Source organism: Methylococcus capsulatus str. Texas = ATCC 19069 (genome assembly GCF_000424685.1).
GTDB lineage: Bacteria > Pseudomonadota > Gammaproteobacteria > Methylococcales > Methylococcaceae > Methylococcus > Methylococcus capsulatus.
Genome location: NZ_AUKJ01000018.1, coordinates 195,888 through 215,204, shown reverse-complemented (window position 1 = coordinate 215,204; position 19,317 = coordinate 195,888). Strand labels below are relative to the sequence as shown.

Below are 19,317 nucleotides of genomic sequence, written 5' to 3'. Positions count from 1 at the left end.
CCGTCCAATCGGGCGAAAAAGCGCGGCCGGAATCGCGGCATTCGCTCCGTCGATGCGGAAAAAAGGCCTACGCGCCCTTGTGCGTGGAACATCTCACGCATGCCGAGGTATGTTAATCGAGACGGGCGGCCGGAACCATGACTGTTGACGGCCCCACTTGCACCAACCCCCTCTATGCGAAGAGACTAAGCTCATGATCCGCCTGGAGACCAACCTCGAGTCTTGAGACCATGGCCAAGAGCACATTACCGCCGCGTCCACGCACCGTGGCCGAAGCGGTGCAGAGACTCCTCGAAGAGTTCGACGAACGGCAGAAGGCCGAAGTGGCCCTGACCTTCAACACCGCGCTTTACCTTCTGCATTTCAGCCTCGGCAGTTACATCCGCAAGACCTTCGGTCTATGGGCACCGGACAGCCCCTTGCGGCGTGACTGCGGACGCAGCGTGGGACGCGACGATCTGCCGCCGGACGAAGCCTCCGTCGTCATTGTCGAAGCGCTCTGGGAGCGGCTACAGCCTTACCGGGATCGCTACGCCAAGCCTTGAAAGGTATCCGCGCGGCTCAGGCCGGCGGCCGGAACTGGTACAGCCAGGTTTCGGTGAGGGCGTCGCCGTTGCCCTGGATGTAGAGGCGCAGTTCGACCGGAGCGGTACCGTCGGGGATCAGGTCGAAAATCGCCCGCCAACGGCGGGTATGAGGGATCGGCTCGATGAAAGCCCCCTGAATCGCCCCGCTGGAAGCCGTGACGACCGGCGCCGCCTTCACGGTGTCGCCCCACAACGGCTCCAGCGCCGCGCCGGCAAATTCCACCGCAAACTTGTAGACTCCGCGAGGCCGGGGCTTGCCGGGCTGACCGCCCCGACCGATGCGGGTCGCGACGCAGCGGGCGACGGCGGCCGGATAAGGTTCGTCGGCCAGCCAGTGCAAGCGATACCGTAAGCGGTAAGATGAACCGGCCTTGGGCGCCGCCGCCGGCCGCCAGTAAACACCGATGTTGTCGTGGATCTCGTCATCCGTGGGCAGCTCCACCAGTTGCACCGCCCCTTCTCCCCAGCCGCCGAGCGGCTCGACCCACAGGCTGGGTCGCCGCTCGTAATTCACGCCGTCGAGATAATTTTCGAACACCCGGTCGCGCTGGAGCAGACCGAATCCCTTGGGATCGTGGTCGACGAAACTCGATGTCACCGCGTACGGCTGATTGATCAGCGGTCGCCAGATGCGCTCCCCCGTACCGGTCCAAATGGCCAGGCCGTCGGAATCGTGGACCTCGGGCCGCCAGTCCTCCAACCTCCGCTTCTCCGACTCGCTGAACCAATACATCGAGGTCAACGGCGCGAGACCGAGCCGCTTGACATTCCGGCGCAGGAACACCGCCGCTTCGACCTCCTGCACCACCCCCTCTTTCCGCCAAGTGAGGAAGCGGTACGCTCCGGTGACGCTGGGGCCGTCCAGCAGCGCGCAGATGATGACCGGATCGGTTTCCGCCGCGGCGCCCTCGATGTAAAACTCGGTGAAATCGGGGAATTCCTCAGGCGTCGGCTCGGCCGCGTCGATGACGATGCCGCGCGCCGACAGACCGTATTGGTTGAGCGCGCCGATCGCCCGGAAGTAGGACGCCCCCAGATAGGCGATCCAGTCCTGCGTGCGCCAGTCCGAGCGGGTGCGGGCCTCTTGCAGACGGAAACCGGCGAAGCCCGATCGTTCCGGCATTTGCCGGGCCGGGCTGTCGCCCGGCATGTCGAAATACTCGGCGCTGTAGTAGATCTGGCGCGCTTTTCCATCCTCTACGACGTGAATCTTGACGGGTTTCTGGAAAAACTGGCCGAGGTGGAAAAACGTGACCGGATAAATGGACGGCCCTTCGGCGAACAAGGCGTCCTCGGTCCGGAACCGGATCTGCCCCCAAGCCTCATAATCCAGTTTACGCACCACCTCGGAGACGGCCGGCGGCGGCGAGTAGGGGCGCGAGGCGAGCGCCTCCGCCCGCTTGACCAACATCTCGTAGCTGAAGGGAAGGGATGGGCTGAACTTGAGCCCTTTCGGTTCCGCCCAGCTCCGCCCCAAGCCCGCCAGGAAGGGAGCGGCCAGCCCGAGCTTCGCGCCCAGGCGCATGAAATCGCGTCGACTCGTCTTTCCTATCATGAGTAACTCAGCCCTACGGAAGAAAATAGAAAGCAATGGCGAGGATGACATAGACCGCCAGCAAGTTGACTCCCTCCATCCAGTTCGACTCACCGTCCATCGCGATCAGGACCACCGCAGCGACGGCGATCGCGACCGCGACGACTTCGAAGGTGGAAAACACCAGATCCATGGGCTGCCCCATTACATGGCCGGCGAACACCAGGAGCGGGGCGACGAACAGGGCGATCTGGATGCTGGAGCCGATGGCGATGTTCATGGCCAGGTCCATGTGGTTCTTGGCCGCCATCATCACCGCCGTGCTGTGCTCGGCCGCATTGCCGACGATGGCGACGAGGATCACGCCGATGAAGACGTTGGTCATTCCGAGGTCGTGCGCCGCGTGCTCCACCGCCCCCACCAGCAGTTCGCTCATCCAGGCGACGAGCGCAGTGGCCACCAGCAGAATCAGCAACGACTTGCGCATGCTCCAGGCACCCACCCCGAGCGCCTCGTCGGTTTCCTCCGATGACTCGCCGACGTACAAATGACGGTGGGTGCGCAGGGTGAACACCAGGCTGAGGATGTAGGTGACGAACAGCACCAGGGCGATTTCCAGGCTCAGTTCCCGTTCATGAGGCTCCGGGTGCCCCTGGACGACCAAGTGGAAGATCGCGGGCACCACCAGAGCGATCGCGCTGAGCGCGGCCAGGGTGACGCCCAGGCCGGCGGCCGTACGGTTGAAATACTGGGTTTCGTGCTTCAGCCCGCCGACCACCACGCTGGCACCCAGCACCAGCAGGATGTTGCCGATGATCGATCCGGTGATCGAGGCCTTGACCACGTCGATCAGACCCGCCCGCAGCGCGAAGAAGCCGATGATCAGCTCAGCCGCATTGCCGAACGAGGCATTGAGCAGCCCACCCAGCCCCGAGCCAAGGTGTTCGGCGAGATATTCGGTGGCCTTCCCCATCTGGCCCGCCAGCGGGACGATCGCCAGCGCGGACGCAGCGAAAATCCATACCGGGTCCGCATGAACCCACTCCAGCACGATGCTGACCGGCACGAAAACCAGCAGCAACGCCATGTGATCGACTTCGAATTTCCCGACTCGCATACCTTCCAGCTTCGACCTTCTAGAACAATCCGCCCGTCTTTGGACCTGGCGCTCGACGCCCAATGATCCCACAAAACGGCGGGCTTGCCGCAAGGACACCGCTGGCAGTAGAGAGCGGGGGAATGCAGCCGCAGGTGGCGAAAATCAGCGGGCACGCTGGTAAATCCCGATCAGCTCGGCCTGGCCGAGCACATGCCCGGTCATGGCCTGTTCGAGTTTCGCCTTGTCTGGCCGGTGCAGATCGGGCAACACGGTGTCGAGGGCATAGAGTTTGTGGAAATAGCGGTGGCGGCCGATCGGCGGGCAGGGGCCGCCATAGCCCGTGCGCTTCCAGTCGTTCAACCCCTGCAGCGTACCGGCGGGCAGCGCCTGGACCGCCTCGGGCAAACCCGGCGCCTCGGGAGGCAGGTTGTACAGCACCCAGTGAACCCACGTCATGCGGGGAGCCCTGGGATCCGGGGCGTCGGGGTCGTCGACGATGAGCGCCAGACTGCGAGTGCCAGGCGGCAACCCCGACCAGGTGAGAGGCGGCGAAACATCACCGCCGTCGCAGGTGTATTTTCGCGGTATCTCGCCGTTTGGCGGGAACGCCTCCGAAGTGATGATCAAAGCCATGGCCGTTCCTCCCCCTGCCGCTTCGGCGGCATTTGCGATCCACACCGGCGGAAGATGCAAAAGCATCGCGAGCACCCCGCCACGGAAAACGAAGTTCCAGTCGAAACGTTTCATCACCCCTCTCCCGTAACCAGGACTTCCAAAGTCGATCTTCCCACTCCAGGATCGGCGGGTTCAAGACGACTGGCGCCGTCGCTCATTCCACCCGCGAGATACCCGGCGCCCTTCCGCTCCGTTGCGGCGACCAGTAGCCCCAGTCCGCCCCGCGCCAGCGGGCCGGTATCAGATCCCAATACAGCAGCGCGCAGCGGAACACCGAATGACAGGTCTTGCGCCAAAGTCCGCTGTCCAGCCGGCGGTGATCCCGCGCATAGACCGGAAGCGAAGGTTCGAACCGGATCCGGTAGCCCGCCCGCTTGATCCGCCAGACCAGCTCCGAGTCTTCGTTGCACACCAGCGCCGGATCGAATCCGCCGACCGCCATCAGCGCATCCTTCCGGACCAACAGGTTGGACCCGGTGGCCGCCGGAATCCCCAGCCAGTGTGAACATTGCTGTCCATAGCCGAACCAGCGGTAATACGCGGCGAAACGGTCACGCGACAGTTTGGGTCCATAGACCACGGCCGCGTCCATCACTCTCTCCAGCGCCTCGAAATATCCATCCGGAAACACGATGTCGGCATCGGTGAACAGCAGCCAGTCGGTGAGGGCCACCTCCGCACCCAGTTGCCGCGCCTGTGTGATCGTGCTCCTGCGCCGCAGCACCTGCGTCCGGGCGGGACGCTCCCGCTGGATGATGTCCGGCGTCTCGTCCTCGCTGGCGTCGACGACGATCAAGTGCACCGCTTGGGGCAGCGACGCCAGAAACGCCCCGATATTGCCGGCCTCGTTGCGGGTGGGAAGAACGACGGTGATGGATTCCAGATTCATGGTTCGCCCTCTTGGTATGGTTTGTTTCCAAAATCACGAAAAGAACTAAAATCCCGTTGGATAACACAGCGATGTTACGAGACGGCCGACTTCGGCGGCGGGCTTTGTCTGCCCGGTCCCCTGGCCTATAATGCGCCTCCAGCTTAACGCAAGAAAACGCGAGGCGTCTCTTCGTCCCCTTCTCCCACAAAGCGGGAGAGGGCTGGCATGAGGGGAGCGATCATGCCGTTCAACCGTAGGAAGCATCAAAACGTGAGCAACTCTTTCATCTTCACTTCGGAGTCCGTCTCCGAAGGTCACCCCGACAAGATCGCGGACCAGGTTTCCGATGCGGTGCTGGATGCGATCCTGGCACAGGATCCCAAGGCCCGCGTGGCCGTGGAAACCCTCGTGAAGACCGGCATGGTCGTGCTCGCCGGCGAAGTCACCACCTCCGCCTGGGTGGACACCGAGGAACTGGTGCGCAAGGTCGTGCACGAGATCGGCTACGACAACCCCGAAATCGGCTTCGATTGGCAGAGCTGCGCCGTCCTGACCGCCATCGGCAAGCAGTCGCCCGACATCGCCATGGGTGTGGACGAATTCGACGACCACGAACAGGGAGCGGGCGACCAAGGTCTGATGTTCGGCTACGCCACCAACGAGACCGACGTGCTGATGCCGGCACCGATCACCTATGCCCACCGTCTGGTGCAGCGCCAGGCCGAAGTCCGCAAACACAAGGTGTTGCCCTGGCTGCGCCCGGATGCCAAGAGCCAGGTCACTTTCCGCTACGAGGACGGCAAGCCGGTGGCGGTCGATGCCGTGGTGCTCTCGACCCAGCATGCGCCAGACGTGGCGCAGAAGGACATCCGCGAAGCGGTGATGGAAGAAATCATCTACCATGTCCTGCCGCGGGAGTGGCTGCACAAGGACACCAAGTATTTCATCAATCCGACCGGCAGCTTCGTCATCGGCGGCCCCGTGGGCGACTGCGGACTGACCGGACGCAAGATCATCGTCGACACCTATGGCGGCATGGCCCGCCACGGCGGCGGCGCCTTCAGCGGGAAGGACCCGTCCAAGGTCGACCGTTCCGCCGCCTACATGGGCCGCTACGTCGCCAAGAACATCGTGGCCGCCGGTCTGGCCGAGCGCTGCGAGATCCAGGTGTCTTACGCCATCGGCGTGGCCGAGCCGACTTCGATCAGCATCGAGACCTTCGGCACCGGCAGGATCGCCGAGGAGACGCTGGTCAAACTGGTGCGCGAGCACTTCGACCTGCGTCCGAAGGGTCTGATCACCATGCTGGACCTGCTGCGGCCGATCTACCGCCCGACCGCCGCCTACGGCCACTTCGGCCGTACCGAAGGCACTTTCACCTGGGAACGGACGGACAAAGCCGACCTGCTGCGCGAAGCGGCCGGCCTGCCGATCGCCTGATTCAGATCCAGAGATTTGAGCCGCCGGTTTCCGGCGGCATTGTCCGCGCCGAGGAGCGCTGCGACGGCCCGTCGAGGGCCGCCAGGCTCGGCGGGGACAATCGGTTTTCCAACGGCGCTCTGTTTATCTCCACCGGCCGCGGCTGCCGACGGGTAATCAGAGTCTCGCCCCGGTGGAGACCCGACAAAGAGGTATTCATGAACGCTGTAGCAAACGCCGCATTCGACGACTACAAGGTCGCCGATCTCTCCCTGGCCGGCTGGGGCCGCAAGGAAATCGCCATCGCCGAGACCGAAATGCCGGGCCTCATGGCGATCCGCGAGGAATACCGGGCCGCTCAGCCGCTCAAGGGCGCCCGCATCGCCGGGAGCCTCCACATGACCATCCAGACCGCGGTGCTGATCGAGACCTTGGTGGCCCTCGGTGCCGAAGTGCGCTGGGCATCCTGCAACATCTTCTCCACCCAGGACCACGCCGCCGCCGCCATCGCCGCCGACGGCATCCCGGTGTTCGCCTACAAGGGCGAGAGCCTGGAGGACTACTGGGAGTACACCCACCGCATCCTGGAATGGCCGGGCGATGTCGGTCCCAACATGATCCTGGACGACGGCGGCGACGCCACCCTGCTGGTGACCCTGGGCGCCCGGGCCGAGAAGGACGCATCCCTCCTCGCCAACCCGACCTGCGAGGAGGAGGAGGTGCTGTTCGCGGCCATCAGGAAGAGGCTGGCAGCCAAACCGGGCTGGTACTCCAGGATCCAGGCAGGCATCAAGGGGGTCACCGAGGAAACCACCACCGGCGTGCACCGCCTGTATGAAATGCAGGCCAAGGGACGCCTGCCGTTCCCGGCCATCAACGTCAACGACTCGGTGACCAAGAGCAAGTTCGACAACCTCTACGGCTGCCGCGAATCCCTGGTGGACGGCATCAAGCGCGCCACCGACGTGATGATCGCCGGCAAGATCGCCGTGGTGCTGGGCTACGGCGACGTGGGCAAGGGCTGCGCCCAGTCCCTGCGCGGCCTCGGCGCCACCGTGTGGATCACCGAGATCGATCCCATCTGCGCCCTGCAGGCCGCCATGGAAGGCTACCGCGTAGTGACCATGGACGAGGCCTGCGACAAGGCCGACATCTTCGTCACCGCCACCGGCAACGTGGGCGTCATCACCCACGACCACATGGTGAAGATGAAGGACCAGGCCATCGTCTGCAACATCGGCCACTTCGACTCGGAAATCGAAGTCGCCGCGATGAGGCGATACACCTGGGAGAACATCAAGCCCCAGGTGGACCACATCGTCCTCCCCAACGGTCGCCGCATCATCCTGCTGGCGGAAGGCCGGCTGGTGAACCTGGGATGCGCCACGGGGCACCCGTCCTTCGTGATGTCCAACAGCTTCACCAACCAGACCCTGGCCCAGATCGAGCTGTTCTGCCACGGCGCCAAGTACGAAAACAAGGTCTACGTGCTGCCCAAGCATCTGGACGAGAAGGTGGCCCGCCTGCACCTGAAGAAGATCGGCGCCCGGCTTACCGAACTGTCCGACGAGCAGGCCGCCTACATCGGCGTGCCCAAGGAGGGCCCCTACAAGCCGGACCACTACCGCTACTGACGAAGCAATGGCCTTGTCTCCGGACCCCCCCGGCTCCGGAGGCGGGCCTTTCGAGCCTGCTCAATCCGACGGCCTGCCTCGTGCAGGATTTCGTTTTCCTCGACACGAAGGCCACAGCGACGTTCCTCATCCTCTGCGAGAGGACTGGGGCGATGGGGAGTGCAATGAAGACTCAGTTGAAATATCCGCGGGAATTCAGCTTCGAATTCTTTCCGCCGAAAACCGAAGAGGCGACGGAGAACCTGCGACGCACGCTGACCAAGCTCGCGCCGCTCAAGCCGCGCTTCTGCTCCGTGACCTTCGGCGCAGGCGGCTCGACGCGCGAGAAGACTTTCGAAACGGCGTTGGAGATTCAGCAGACCACCGGCATCGAGTGCGCTCCCCACCTGTCCTGCATCGCCTCCACCCGCCGGAGCATCCGCGAAATCCTCGAAGCCTACCGCTCGCACGGAATCCGCCACATCGTGGCGCTGCGTGGAGACATGCCGTCCGGCATGCTGTCGGCCGGCGAATTCCGCCACGCCAACGAACTGGTGGAATTCATCCGCTCCGAAACAGGGAGCCATTTCCACATCGAGGTAGCGTGCTACCCCGAAGTTCACCCACAGGCGGCCAGCGCCGAGAGCGACCTGAAGAATTTCAAGCGCAAAGTGGATGCCGGCGCCGACAGCGCCATCACCCAGTATTTCTACAACCCGGAAGCCTATTTCCGGTTCGTCGACGACTGCGAACGACTCGGCATCGACATTCCAATCGTGCCAGGCATCATGCCGATCACCAACCATTCCCAACTGGTGCGGTTTTCGGACCTGTGCGGCGCCGACATTCCGCGCTGGATCCGCAAGCGGCTGGAAGCCTTCGGCGACGATCGCAAAGCGATCCGTGCCTTCGGCCTGGAGGTAGTGACGGAACTGTGCCGGCGGCTGCTGGAACAAGGAGCTCCCGGCCTGCACTTTTACACGCTGAATCGGGCCGAAGCCTGCCTCGAAGTCTGGAAAGCGCTGGGGTTGGAACCGGCCTGATGAAGGACGGGCGGACACCGCCGGCCGGCGCGGTGTCCGCCTTGGCCAGCTAAGCGGCGTCGGCGAGAGCGTTCCGCAGTTTCTTCATCGCGCTGCTCTCGAGCTGGCGGATACGCTCGGCCGAGACGTTGTAGCGCGCCGCCAGATCGTGGAGTGTGAGCTTGTCTTCGCTGAGCCAGCGGCTGGCCACGATGTCACGGCTGCGTTCGTCGAGCTGGCCGATGGCTTCCTGCAGTTTTTCCTGCTGGCGGTTTTCCCATTCGCTGTGCTCGATGAGCAGCGCCGGGTCGCCTCCTTCCTGCTGGAGATAATGGATGGGCGCATGACTCTCGCGGTCGTCGCCGTCGTCCTCGCCATGCGCCTCAAGCGCCATATCCGGGTTGTTCAGCCGGTTCTCCATCTTGTAGACGTCTTCGACGTCCACGCCCAGCTCGGCTGCCACCGCCGCGGCTTCCTCGGGAGTGAGCCAGCCCAGGCGATTCTTCATCTTGCGCAAATTGAAAAACAGCTTGCGCTGGGCTTTGGTGGTCGCAATCTTCACGATGCGCCAGTTCTGGATGATGAATTCATGGATCTCGGCGCGGATCCAGTGCACGGCGAACGAGACCAGCCGCACGCCGACATCCGGGTCGTAGCGCTTGACGGCTTTCATCAAACCGATGTTGCCCTCCTGGATCAGATCCGCCAGAGGCAGCCCGTAGCCGAGGTAACCCCGCGCGATGTAGGCCACGAAACGCAGATTCGCCAACACCAAGCGCCGGGCAGCCTCCAGATCCTGCTCGTCACGGAAACGGATCGCCAGTTCCCGTTCCTCATCGGCATCCAGCCGCGGCAGACGGTTCACCGCGGCGAAATAATCGTCGATGGACCCCAGCGGCAAATGGGTCGGGAGAGTCAATTCGTAAGTCATGGAATGCCCTGTTATGGTGGTGATGGGTTTTAGCACTCGTCCCTTTTGAGTGCCAAAACTAGCGCAAGTTCCTGGCTTCGGCAAGCCCTCGGCCCTGCCACTCACTCGGGGCGCACGTCCCGCAGATGCTGGATGAGCACCGCAAAGGCCCCGGCCACCCCGAGGAAACAGGCGATGCCGACCAGCGCCATGGTCTCCTGGAAACCGAGAAAGGCCAGGGTAAAGTCGCTACCATAGAGGACGTTGAGTTGGCGGATGGGAGCCCGCACGATCAGCAGCATGACGCCGACGACGATCCAGGCGCCGAGGCTGCCGAGGAAACCGTACCAGAAACCGGTATAGAGAAACGGCCGCCGGATGAACCGGTCGGTCGCGCCCAGCAGCTTCTGCACGACGATTTCCTCGCGGCGGCCGTAAAGTTCCAGACGGATCGTGTTACCGATGATGAACACCACCGCGGCCGCCAGCAGCGCCCCGAGGACGCCGAAACTGCGCTCGGCGACCTGGAGCAGGGCATGGAGCCGGTGCATCCACTGGATGTCGCTCTGCACCAGATCGACTTCGGGCAGGGCTTTGAGTTCGGCCACGAGGCGTTCGACCTGTTCGGGCTGGGTCAGCGAGTCCTTCGGCCGTATGCCGATCACCACCGGCAGCGGGTTGAAATTCAGCGCCGACAAGGCTTCGCCGAAGCCGCTATAGGTCTTCAGTTGCTCGATGCCGGCCTCCTTGGTGACGAGCCGCGTCTCGGCGATCTGCGCATGATTTTTCAACCGCTCCGCCAGCCTGCGCCCGGCGTCGTTGGACAGATCCGGCTTGAGGTAAAGCGAAATCTCGTTGGTCGCTTCCAGGTCTCCGCCGACCATGCGGAGGTTTTTCACCAGTACGTGGAAACTGGTGGGCAGCGCCAGCGTGGCGGCGATGACCAAGAGTGTGAGTGCCATGGCGAAAGGCGTGCGCCGCATCCGCCGCAGCGCCTCCTTGGCGGTATGCAGGTGCGAAACCAAGTAGCTCTGCAGCCGGTCGACCGGACTCGGACCGCTGTGCCGCCGGGCCGCAGACGTGCCGCCCCACCGCTGAGCACGCCTGCGCTGCCGTTTCATGCGCCCACCTCCGACAGACTTCCGCGCTGAAGGCGCAGGACCCGCCCACCACACCGTGAGATCAACTGCTCGTCATGGCTGGCGATGAGCAAGGTCACGCCGAGATCGTTGAAATCGCGGAAGATGTCCATGACCTCCCGCGCCGCCTCCGGATCGAGGTTGCCGGTCGGCTCGTCGGCCAGAATGAAGTCCGGCTTGTGGACGATCGCCCGGGCGATGCCGACGCGCTGCTGCTCGCCCCCGGACAGGGTCTGCGGCAGCCGCTTCTCTTTGGACAAAAGGCCCACCTTGCCGAGCGCCGCACGCACCCGGCGGCTGACCTCACCCGGATTGAAACCGGCGATGACCAGCGGCAAAGCCACGTTGTCGAACACCGAACGGTCGTACAGCAGCTTGTAATCCTGGAAGATCAGGCCGAGCTTGCGCCGGATATAGGGAATCTCCCGGTTGGAGGCACGGGTGATGTTCCGGCCGTCCAGCACGATCTGGCCACGCGTGGCCCGCTCGATCACGGCGACCAGCTTGAGCAGGGTGCTCTTGCCGGCTCCCGAATGGCCGGTGAGGAACACCCGTTCGCCGCGCCCGATGTGGAAGCTGACGTCGTGCAGGGCTTCACCAAACTCGGGATAACGCTTGTAGACCTCTTTGAATTCCAGCACGGCCTCAATGCAGGCGGGTGGTCCCGCTCGTCTCTTCCTCGGCGAACAAGGCATCGATGAACTGGACGGCGTCGAAGTCGCGCAGATCGTCGATACCCTCCCCGATGCCGATGAAGCGGATGGGAATGCCGAACTGGCGCGCCAGGGCGAAAATCACCCCCCCCTTGGCGGTGCCGTCCAGTTTGGTCAACACCAGCCCCGTCAGGCCGACCGCCTCGTTGAACAGCCTGGCCTGGGACAGGGCATTCTGGCCCGTGCCGGCATCCAGCACCAACAGCACCTCGTGCGGCGCGGTCTCGTCGAGACGGCCGATGATGCGCTTGATCTTGCTCAGCTCTTCCATCAGGTTCGACTTGGTGTGCAGACGCCCCGCGGTGTCGGCGATCAGGATGTCGACCCCGCGCGCCCTGGCGGCCTCCACGGCGTCGTAGATCACCGAAGCCGAATCGGCTCCGCTGTGCTGGGCGATCACCGCGATCTTGTTGCGTTCGCCCCAGGTCTGGAGCTGCTCGACCGCGGCGGCGCGGAAAGTGTCCCCAGCGGCCAGCATGACGCTGTGGCCCTCGTTCTGCAGCCGTTTGGCGAGTTTGCCGATGGTCGTGGTCTTGCCCACGCCGTTGACCCCCACCACCAGGATGACGAAAGGCCGGACCTCCGGCGGGATGACCAGCGGTACGCTGCAGGGGCGGACGATGTCGAGCAGGCGGCCGCGCAGACGGTCACGCAGCGCCCGGCCGTCTGGCGGCTCCTGCCGGTCCAGGTCCGAACCCAGATCGGCGATGATTTCTCGCGTGACAGGGACGCCGACGTCGGCCATCAGCAGCTGCTCTTCGATCTCGTCCAGCAACGCACGATCGATACGCCCCCGCCCAAGGGCTGAAAGCAGACCGGTGAGGCTGCTGCGGGTCTTGCCGAGCTGTCCGCGCAAACGCTCGAACAGGTTTTCCGGCGCTGGCGGCGGCGGTACCGCGGCAGCCGGCGGGCGCACCGGCACCTCTGCGGGAACGGCGGCGGCTTCGGGCAGGCGCCGGCGCAGGTAGACATTGATGTGCACCACGTTGAGCAGCAGCAGCGCGGCCACCGCCTGGTGCGCGACGGCGACCGCCACCGGCAGTCGCAGCAGGACACTCAGCACCCCGAGCCCGACCTGGAGCAACAGCAGGAAGCTCAGCAGCACTGCCGGCTTGCTGATGGGGGCCGCATTGCGGTTGGAACTGGCCCCCATGGCCAACAGGCTCAACACCAGGAACACCGCCACGGCACCGAGCCGGTGCGCGAAATGGATGGCCGCCCGCGCCTCGACCGGCAGCACCCCTCCCGCGTAGTCGGCGGCGACGTTCGGCCAGAGCGTGAAGGCACGCCGCCAATCCAGCTCCGGCCAGGGCTGCCCCAGGCAGGTAGGAAAATCCGGGCAGGCGAGGCCGGCGCGCTGGGCCTCGGTCCAGCCACCCAGGGCGATCTCGGCCAACAGCAGCGCCAGCCCCAGACGCGCCAGAAAACGCAAACCCGGTGCTCCCCGCACCGCCCTCTCGTCCACCTCCGCCTTGACAGCCAGATACAGCCAGTAGGCGCAGCCGAGGGTCAGAAATCCGGTGAACAGGTGTGCGGCGGAAACCAGCGGCATCGGCGCGGCATAGTGCCCCCACAGGCCCAGCCCGGCCTGCCCCGCCGCCAGGAGCAGCAGCGCAGCCGCCAGCAACGCAGCCCTCCCGCGGTGCGCCGGCAGCCACCCAATCATGGCCATCAGGACCAACGCCAGTATGCCGAAAGCCCCGCCGAGATACCGGTGAACCCAGCCCAGCCACAGCCACTTCAGCGCCTTGCCGCCGACCGCGGCCATCATCGCGGCGGACTGCTCGTCGGCGACGGGTGCGCCGTAACAGCCGGGCCAGGCCGGGCAGCCGAGGCCGGCGTCGGCGATACGGAGGAAAGCGCCGATCAGCAGCGCGCCGAACAGGAGGATCAGACCGAGAAAAGTGAGCTTTCTGAACATGGTTGTTGTTCTAAAGTTATAGGCCATCCAGCGTCAGCCGATCTGGGAAGCGCGGAGCAGGTGCTTGAGATCTTTCAGCACGCCATAGGGATCGAAGTCCGCATCGTAATACATCATCAGGTTGCCGAGCGGATCGAGCAGGAGAATCTGCCCCGGCTGCAGCGGTCCGCCGACCGCCTTTTCCAGCTTCTCCCTCAGGGCGGGCGCAAGACCGGCCACGGCCAGGAATTCGTCCTGCCGCAGCCAGTCGGCCAGCGCATCCGCCGCCCCCGGATCCGTCAAGAGGAGGAGACGGCGCACCCGGGGAATTTCCTTGTTCAACATCAGCCGCATCTGCCGGGTCTTGTACAGGTTCTGCCGACAGACTTCGGCACAAGGGCCATCGGCGACGCTCAGGACGATCCAGCGCCCCCTGAGCTGCGCCATCGATTCGGAAGACGTGACCGGAGCCGCGAGCAGTTCGCCGTAGTCCAGCGGTATGGCGGGAGTGATGAGGTGCCCGACGTTACCCAGGTCGCCCATCACCCACTGCGGATGGCGGGCGAAATACCAGGCCGCGGCGAACGGCACGATGCAGATCAGGGCGATGATGATGATGGTACGCTGGTTTCGCCGCTGGGTCGGAGTGAGTGCCATGGCTGTGAGAGGGTTCAAGAAAAATCATCGAGAAAGGTCTGGATCCTGCGCTGCGCCCATCCTGAATCCATGGCGGAGAAACAGCCCCAGGGCGATGGCGGCGAAGGAAAACCACTGGATGGCATAGCCCGTGCTCTGATCCGGATCGACGTTGGCTGGCTTCCAGTCGCGGACGAAACCTTCGGCCTCCCCTTGGTCCAGCAGCACCTGATAAGGCAGCAGACGGTAGCCGAGGCGCCGCTCCAGCGCCTGACGCTCCACGACCTGCACCATCGCCGGCCAGCCTGGCGCCGGGATTTCCGCCCCCTTCAGCTTCCAACCCACGGCCGGGAAACGCTCCACCATGCCGGTGAGCTCGACGGCGAGCGTCCGGATCGGTAGCTCGGGCAGCCGCCGGCGGTCGGCTCCTGCGGGGATCCAGCCCCGATTGACCAGCACCCCCAGGTCCGAACCCGCGAGCCGGAGCGGAGTGAGCACGTGATAACCGGCCTTGCCGTCGTGAATCTGGTTGTCCAGCAGGAACTGATGCCCGGCATCGTATTCTCCCTTCAGCGCCACCCGCCGATAGCGTGGCGGCCCGGCCTGTCCGGCGGGAGAATCGAGCCGCAGCGGCGGTTCGACCGACTGGCTGGCCAGCTGCGCCAGCAGCGCCCGCTTCTCGGCGGCCCGGTTGAGCTGCCAGGCTCCGAGCAAGCAGAACAGAGGCAATGCCAGCGCGATCCCGACGACCGCAACCCCCGCGGGTTTGAAGCTATAATGCCTCATTTCCCAACCGTGGCGGGTGCGCCGCACCCGACGTCCAGGAATCCGAACATGCTGCCTAAAGTCCTCATCGTGCTGGTACTGGTCGTGATCGTCGCCAGCCTGGGTTCCGCCTTGTTCTATCTGGTCAAGGACGGCGACCGTCGTTCACCCAGAACCGTGCGCGCCCTGACCGTGCGCATCGGGCTGTCGATCGCGCTGTTCCTGGCGCTGCTGCTGGGGTACGCACTGGGCTTTCTCCGTCCGCACGGACTGCGGCCCAACGCGCCGGCCCAAACCCCCGCACCGGCCGCGGCCAATCCACGCTGAGCAAAGCCGGAACCCGCCAAAGGCCGCATATGATACCCGCTGGCCCGTCCTTTTCCCACGCAAGCGCTCGGCTCACCCGCTACGCCGCCGCAAAGAGATCACCATGATGTTCCCGGTTCTGCGCCGTTTCGGCGGACTCCTGCTCGGCGCTACGCTCGTTGCCTGCCAGACCGGGGAAGACGAAACCCTGCTCTCGGGCGATGTGCAGGGGACCACTTACCACATCAAGATGGTGCTGGACGGCCTGCCGGCCGACCAGACCGAATTGAAGCGAGCCGTGGATGCCGTCTACGACGACATCGACCTCAAGCTGTCGAACTACCGGGAAGATTCGGAAATCTCCCGTATCAACCGCGCAGCCACGACCGACTGGCTGACCGTTTCGCCCGAGATCGCCGAGCTGGTCGACATCGCCCGCCAGGTGCATGACAAGACCGACGGCTGTTACGACCTGACGGTCAAACCCCTGTTCGACCTGTGGGGCTTCTCGCGCCATCAGACCCGCGTGCCGACCGACGCCGAAATCGCCGCGGTGCTGCCTCACATCGGCATGGACAAGCTGGAAGTGGACGTTCCCGGCCGGCGCCTGCGCAAAAAGGATCCAGCGCTTCGCATCGACCTGTCCTCCATCGCCCAGGGCTACACCGTCGGCCGGGTAGCCAGCCTGCTGGAAGCGAAGGGCATCCAGAACTACCTGGTCGAGGTCGGCGGAGAGATGCAGGTCAAGGGCCGCAAGGCCAACGGCAAACCCTGGCGCGTCGCCGTGGAAAAACCCACGCCCTATACCCGGGAAGTCGAACGGATACTGGATGTCCACCAGACGGAGGGGACCGCCATCATGACCTCGGGCACTTATCGCAATTTCTTCGAGGAGGGAGGCAAGACCTATTCGCATATCCTCGATCCCAGGACCGGCCGGCCCGTCGACCATCATTTGCTGTCGACCACGGTGCTTCATCCCGACCCCACGTGGGCGGACGCGTGGTCCACCGCATTGCTTTGCCTGGGCGAGCAAAAGGGTTACGCCATCGCTGAACGGGAGCGGCTCAAGGCATTGCTGATCTACGGCGAAAACGGCGGGCTGAAAGAGCGGTTTACTCCGGCCTTCGGCGCCGAAATGCCGATGGCGACGACGCCGGCCTCGCCCCTTTCGACCCGGGCCCCCGCCGCGGTAACCGAGACGCGCTAATCGCCGATCCGCCGCCGCAGCCTCTTGATCTCGCCGTGCCTGGTTTTTTCATCCAGGCGCTTCTTCTTCGCCGCCAGCGTCGGCCGGGTCGGCTTCCTTGGCCTGCGCTGTGCCAGCGCTTGCAGGATCAGCCCGCGCAGCCGGGCAAGCGCGTCCTCCCGGTTCTTCTCCTGGGTGCGGAAGCGCTGGGCCTTGATGACGATGATCCCTTCGGCGGTCATCCGCCGGTCGCGGTGATCCAGCAGCCGCGTCTTGCAGGTTTCCGGCAGGGACGATGCGGCGATGTCGAAGCGCAGATGCGCCGCGGTGGCCAGCTTGTTGACGCTCTGCCCGCCGGCCCCTCCGGAGCGGACGAAGCCGATTTCGATCTCCGCCAGCGGGACCGAAACCTGGGCGTTGACGATCAGCCGCGCCACCGGATCCCGGCCTATTCCAGACCCTGCGACTGCAGGTACTCGTCATAGGTGCCGCGGTAATTGACCACGCCCTGCGGCGTCAGCTCGATGATACGGGTCGCCAGGGAGGAGACGAACTCGCGGTCGTGGCTGACGAAGATCAGGGTGCCGGGGTAGTGTTCCAGCGCGGTGTTGAGCGACTCGATGGATTCCATGTCCAGGTGGTTGGTCGGCTCGTCCAGCACCATGACGTTGGGCTGGCGCAGTATCAGCTTGCCGAACAGCATGCGGCCCTGCTCTCCGCCCGACAGCACCTTGACCGATTTCTTGATTTCGTCCGCCGAGAACAGCAGCCGGCCGAGGGTGCCGCGCACCGTCTGCTCGTCATCGCCCTCCCGCTTCCACTGCGACATCCATTCGAACAGATTCATGTCCTCGGCGAAATCGGCGGCATGGTCCTGGGCGAAATAGCCGAGGTTGACGTTCTCCGACCATTTCACCACCCCTTCCCTCGGCGCCAACTCACCCACCAGCGTGCGCAGTAGAGTGGTCTTGCCGATGCCGTTCGGGCCGATCACCGCCACCCTTTCGCCCACTTCGACCATCAGATCCAGGCCGCTGAACAGCGTATCGCCGCCGTAGCCCTGGCTCAGACCTTTCGCCTCCAGTGCCAGCCGATACAGCTTCCTGTCCTGGTTGAAGCGGATGAACGGGTTGACCCGGCTCGACGGCTTGATGTCTTCCAGCTTGATCTTCTCGATCTGCCTGGCGCGCGAAGTGGCCTGCTTGGCCTTGGAGGCATTGGCCGAAAAGCGGCTGACAAAGGCCTGGAGTTCGGCGATCTGGGCCTTCTTCTTGGCGTTGTCGGCCAGGAGGCGCTCCCTGGCCTGGGTCGAAGCGACCATGTAGTCGTCGTAATTGCCCGGATACACCCGCAGCTCGCCGTAATCCATGTCCGCCATGTGCGTGCAGACGCTGTTGAGGAAATGGCGGTCGTGGGAAATGATGATCATCGTGCTGGCCCGCTCGTTCAGCACGTTTTCCAGCCAGCGGATGGTGTTGATGTCCAGGTTGTTGGTCGGTTCGTCCAACAGCAGGATATCCGGGTTGGAAAACAGCGCCTGGGCCAGCAACACGCGCAGCTTCCAGCCCGGCGCCACGGCGCTCATCGGCCCGTCGTGCTGCTCCAGCGGAATGCCCACACCCAACAGCAGTTCGCCGGCACGGGCTTCTGCGGTATAGCCGTCATATTCGGCAAAGGCGGCCTCCAGCTCCGCCGCCCGCATGTAGTCGTCCTCGCTCGCGTCCGGATTGGCGTAGATCGCATCGCGCTCGGACATCGCCGCCCACATCTCGGTGTGCCCCATCATCACGACGTCCAGCACCCGCTGGTCCTCGAAGGCGAACTGATCCTGGCGCAGCTTGCCCAAACGCACGTTGAGGTCGAGCGAAACATTACCGGCGGTCGGCTCCAGATCGCCGCCGAGGATTTTCATGAAGGTCGACTTGCCGCAGCCGTTGGCCCCGATCAGGCCATAACGGTTGCCCTCGCCGAACTTGACGGAGACGTTTTCGAACAGCGGCTTGACGCCGAACTGCATGGTGACGTTGGCTGTAGAGATCAAAATGATTACCGAGAGAAAGGAGTGAGAGGGTGTGGCCCCGACCGGCACCGGCCGAAGCGCAAGAGGCAGGCCCTTGGCCTGCGCGTTGCCTCACGTGGAAGCCTGGAATGGGATTTCGAGGCGCCTTGGGCCCTTTTCAAGCGAATAAGGATATCTCAAGTTCGCACTTCCCGTATGAGTGGCTCACTATTTGAGCCACTGGCGCCCGTATCGTGTGACCCGGCGCAACCGGGTCCGGAGATGAATCCGGCCGGCAACCGCGCTTTCACTTTGGACACACGGGAACCCAACGACCATGAAACGAACCACCCTGCTCCTGACCACTGCCCTCACCAGCTTCGGCGCCTCCGGCGCCGACAAGGCCATCGCCACCTTCGCCCTGACCTTCCGCCTGGACACCTCGACCTACACGGACGTGGTCGTCATCGACCAGAACGATGGCGACGGCGAATACAGCGGCTATGATGCCAAATCGGGGAGACAGGTCTGGGCCGTCAAGAACGGACCGATGCTGTGCGCGTCCGTCGTCGACAAGCCGATATACGGCGTGAGCTACTGCTTCCCCTACGGCAAGAAGTTTTCCGCGAAGGCTTTCGTGATCCACACGCTTTGCGACGATGGCGTCGTTCTGGATTATTGCACCGGCCTCCCGGTAACCGCTACGGTGACACGGAGCAAGAACGCCACCAGCGCCGCACAGGCGATGAGTGAGGAGGAAATCGAGAGCGAAGAGCAGAAGAAGATACTGGAACTTCGGGAGAGGCTGCCTTGGAAGTAGGGACGAAATTTGAAGCCAGTGGAACAGGTGATTTCGAGTGATCTTCGCAGAATACGGTTTGAAGCGCCCGGATTTACCGACTCTTAGGCCAAAAAGGTGTTCACACCTTTAAAACCTCAC

19 protein-coding genes and 1 riboswitch are annotated in these 19,317 nt (G+C 64.2%); of the genes, 7 read left to right on the top strand and 12 right to left on the bottom strand.

Going from position 1 to position 19,317, the window contains the following annotated elements:
- Window positions 1-230 precede the first annotated feature (230 nt).
- Entirely contained in the window at window positions 231-545 is a 315-nt protein-coding gene (locus H156_RS15910) for a DUF6794 domain-containing protein (RefSeq protein WP_017365996.1), read from the top strand.
- Between the two features lie 16 nt (window positions 546-561).
- Here H156_RS15910 and H156_RS0107130 read toward each other — a convergent pair whose 3' ends face one another.
- The 4 genes from H156_RS0107130 to H156_RS0107115 form a co-directional block, all read right to left on the bottom strand.
- Complete coding sequence (locus tag H156_RS0107130; protein ID WP_238536896.1) at window positions 562-2,142, bottom strand: OpgD/OpgG family glucan biosynthesis protein; 1,581 nt, start codon at window positions 2,140-2,142, stop codon at window positions 562-564.
- Between the two features lie 13 nt (window positions 2,143-2,155).
- Window positions 2,156-3,238 carry a calcium/proton exchanger gene (gene cax, locus H156_RS0107125; RefSeq protein ID WP_010959512.1) on the bottom strand — a complete coding sequence of 361 codons (1,083 nt, stop codon included), beginning with the start codon at window positions 3,236-3,238 and terminating at the stop codon, window positions 2,156-2,158.
- A 144-nt stretch (window positions 3,239-3,382) separates the two neighbouring features.
- Entirely contained in the window at window positions 3,383-3,967 is a 585-nt protein-coding gene (locus tag H156_RS0107120) for a YbhB/YbcL family Raf kinase inhibitor-like protein (protein WP_017365994.1), read from the bottom strand.
- 82 nt (window positions 3,968-4,049) lie between these two features.
- The gene (locus H156_RS0107115; RefSeq protein WP_026046030.1) at window positions 4,050-4,784 is read right to left on the bottom strand and encodes a glycosyltransferase; all 735 of its coding nucleotides are present in this window, start codon (window positions 4,782-4,784) and stop codon (window positions 4,050-4,052) included.
- Window positions 4,785-5,036: 252 nt separating this feature from the next.
- Here H156_RS0107115 and metK point away from each other — a divergent pair, with 252 nt between their 5' ends.
- The 3 genes from metK to metF all read left to right on the top strand — a co-directional run bounded on the left by metK (window position 5,037) and on the right by metF (window position 8,841).
- Window positions 5,037-6,206 (top strand): methionine adenosyltransferase, encoded by a 1,170-nt coding sequence (metK, locus tag H156_RS0107110; RefSeq protein WP_026046029.1) that lies wholly within the window; start codon window positions 5,037-5,039, stop codon window positions 6,204-6,206.
- A gap of 44 nt (window positions 6,207-6,250) precedes the next feature.
- Window positions 6,251-6,333: riboswitch (S-adenosyl-L-homocysteine riboswitch) on the top strand.
- Window positions 6,334-6,403: 70 nt separating this feature from the next.
- The gene (ahcY, locus tag H156_RS0107105) at window positions 6,404-7,819 is read left to right on the top strand and encodes an adenosylhomocysteinase (RefSeq protein WP_017365992.1); all 1,416 of its coding nucleotides are present in this window, start codon (window positions 6,404-6,406) and stop codon (window positions 7,817-7,819) included.
- A 164-nt stretch (window positions 7,820-7,983) separates the two neighbouring features.
- Window positions 7,984-8,841, top strand: a complete 858-nt coding sequence (gene metF / locus H156_RS0107100; protein WP_026046028.1) for a methylenetetrahydrofolate reductase [NAD(P)H] — start codon at window positions 7,984-7,986, stop codon at window positions 8,839-8,841.
- A 49-nt stretch (window positions 8,842-8,890) separates the two neighbouring features.
- Here the strand turns inward: metF and rpoH are convergent, their stop codons facing one another.
- The 6 genes from rpoH to H156_RS0107070 all read right to left on the bottom strand — a co-directional run bounded on the left by rpoH (window position 8,891) and on the right by H156_RS0107070 (window position 14,904).
- Window positions 8,891-9,751 carry an RNA polymerase sigma factor RpoH gene (rpoH, locus tag H156_RS0107095; protein ID WP_010959506.1) on the bottom strand — a complete coding sequence of 287 codons (861 nt, stop codon included), beginning with the start codon at window positions 9,749-9,751 and terminating at the stop codon, window positions 8,891-8,893.
- Window positions 9,752-9,852: 101 nt separating this feature from the next.
- Window positions 9,853-10,851, bottom strand: a complete 999-nt coding sequence (gene ftsX / locus H156_RS0107090; protein WP_017365990.1) for a permease-like cell division protein FtsX — start codon at window positions 10,849-10,851, stop codon at window positions 9,853-9,855.
- Entirely contained in the window at window positions 10,848-11,510 is a 663-nt protein-coding gene (gene ftsE / locus H156_RS0107085; protein WP_010959504.1) for a cell division ATP-binding protein FtsE, read from the bottom strand. The genes ftsX and ftsE overlap by 4 nt, the downstream gene beginning before the upstream one ends.
- Window positions 11,511-11,514: 4 nt before the next feature.
- Window positions 11,515-13,503: a signal recognition particle-docking protein FtsY gene (ftsY, locus tag H156_RS0107080; RefSeq protein ID WP_036246195.1), complete on the bottom strand. Its 1,989-nt coding sequence runs from the start codon at window positions 13,501-13,503 to the stop codon at window positions 11,515-11,517.
- A gap of 33 nt (window positions 13,504-13,536) precedes the next feature.
- The gene (locus H156_RS0107075) at window positions 13,537-14,157 is read right to left on the bottom strand and encodes an SCO family protein (protein WP_154656678.1); all 621 of its coding nucleotides are present in this window, start codon (window positions 14,155-14,157) and stop codon (window positions 13,537-13,539) included.
- A gap of 6 nt (window positions 14,158-14,163) precedes the next feature.
- Complete coding sequence (locus tag H156_RS0107070) at window positions 14,164-14,904, bottom strand: SURF1 family protein (protein WP_238536895.1); 741 nt, start codon at window positions 14,902-14,904, stop codon at window positions 14,164-14,166.
- 48 nt (window positions 14,905-14,952) lie between these two features.
- On the opposite strand from H156_RS0107070, the gene H156_RS15905 reads away from it, so the two are divergent.
- A complete protein-coding gene (locus H156_RS15905) occupies window positions 14,953-15,210 on the top strand; it encodes a twin transmembrane helix small protein (RefSeq protein WP_017365987.1) in 258 nt (85 codons plus the stop codon).
- Between the two features lie 103 nt (window positions 15,211-15,313).
- Complete coding sequence (locus H156_RS0107060; RefSeq protein ID WP_017365986.1) at window positions 15,314-16,399, top strand: FAD:protein FMN transferase; 1,086 nt, start codon at window positions 15,314-15,316, stop codon at window positions 16,397-16,399.
- On the opposite strand, the gene arfB is transcribed toward H156_RS0107060, so the two are convergent.
- Window positions 16,396-16,815 (bottom strand): alternative ribosome rescue aminoacyl-tRNA hydrolase ArfB, encoded by a 420-nt coding sequence (gene arfB, locus H156_RS0107055; RefSeq protein WP_017365985.1) that lies wholly within the window; start codon window positions 16,813-16,815, stop codon window positions 16,396-16,398. The genes H156_RS0107060 and arfB overlap by 4 nt on opposite strands.
- Before the next feature lie 11 nt (window positions 16,816-16,826).
- Window positions 16,827-18,419 (bottom strand): ABC-F family ATPase, encoded by a 1,593-nt coding sequence (locus H156_RS0107050; RefSeq protein WP_026046026.1) that lies wholly within the window; start codon window positions 18,417-18,419, stop codon window positions 16,827-16,829.
- A 295-nt stretch (window positions 18,420-18,714) separates the two neighbouring features.
- Here H156_RS0107050 and H156_RS0107045 point away from each other — a divergent pair, with 295 nt between their 5' ends.
- Entirely contained in the window at window positions 18,715-19,197 is a 483-nt protein-coding gene (locus H156_RS0107045; RefSeq protein ID WP_017365983.1) for a hypothetical protein, read from the top strand.
- Window positions 19,198-19,317 lie beyond the last annotated feature (120 nt).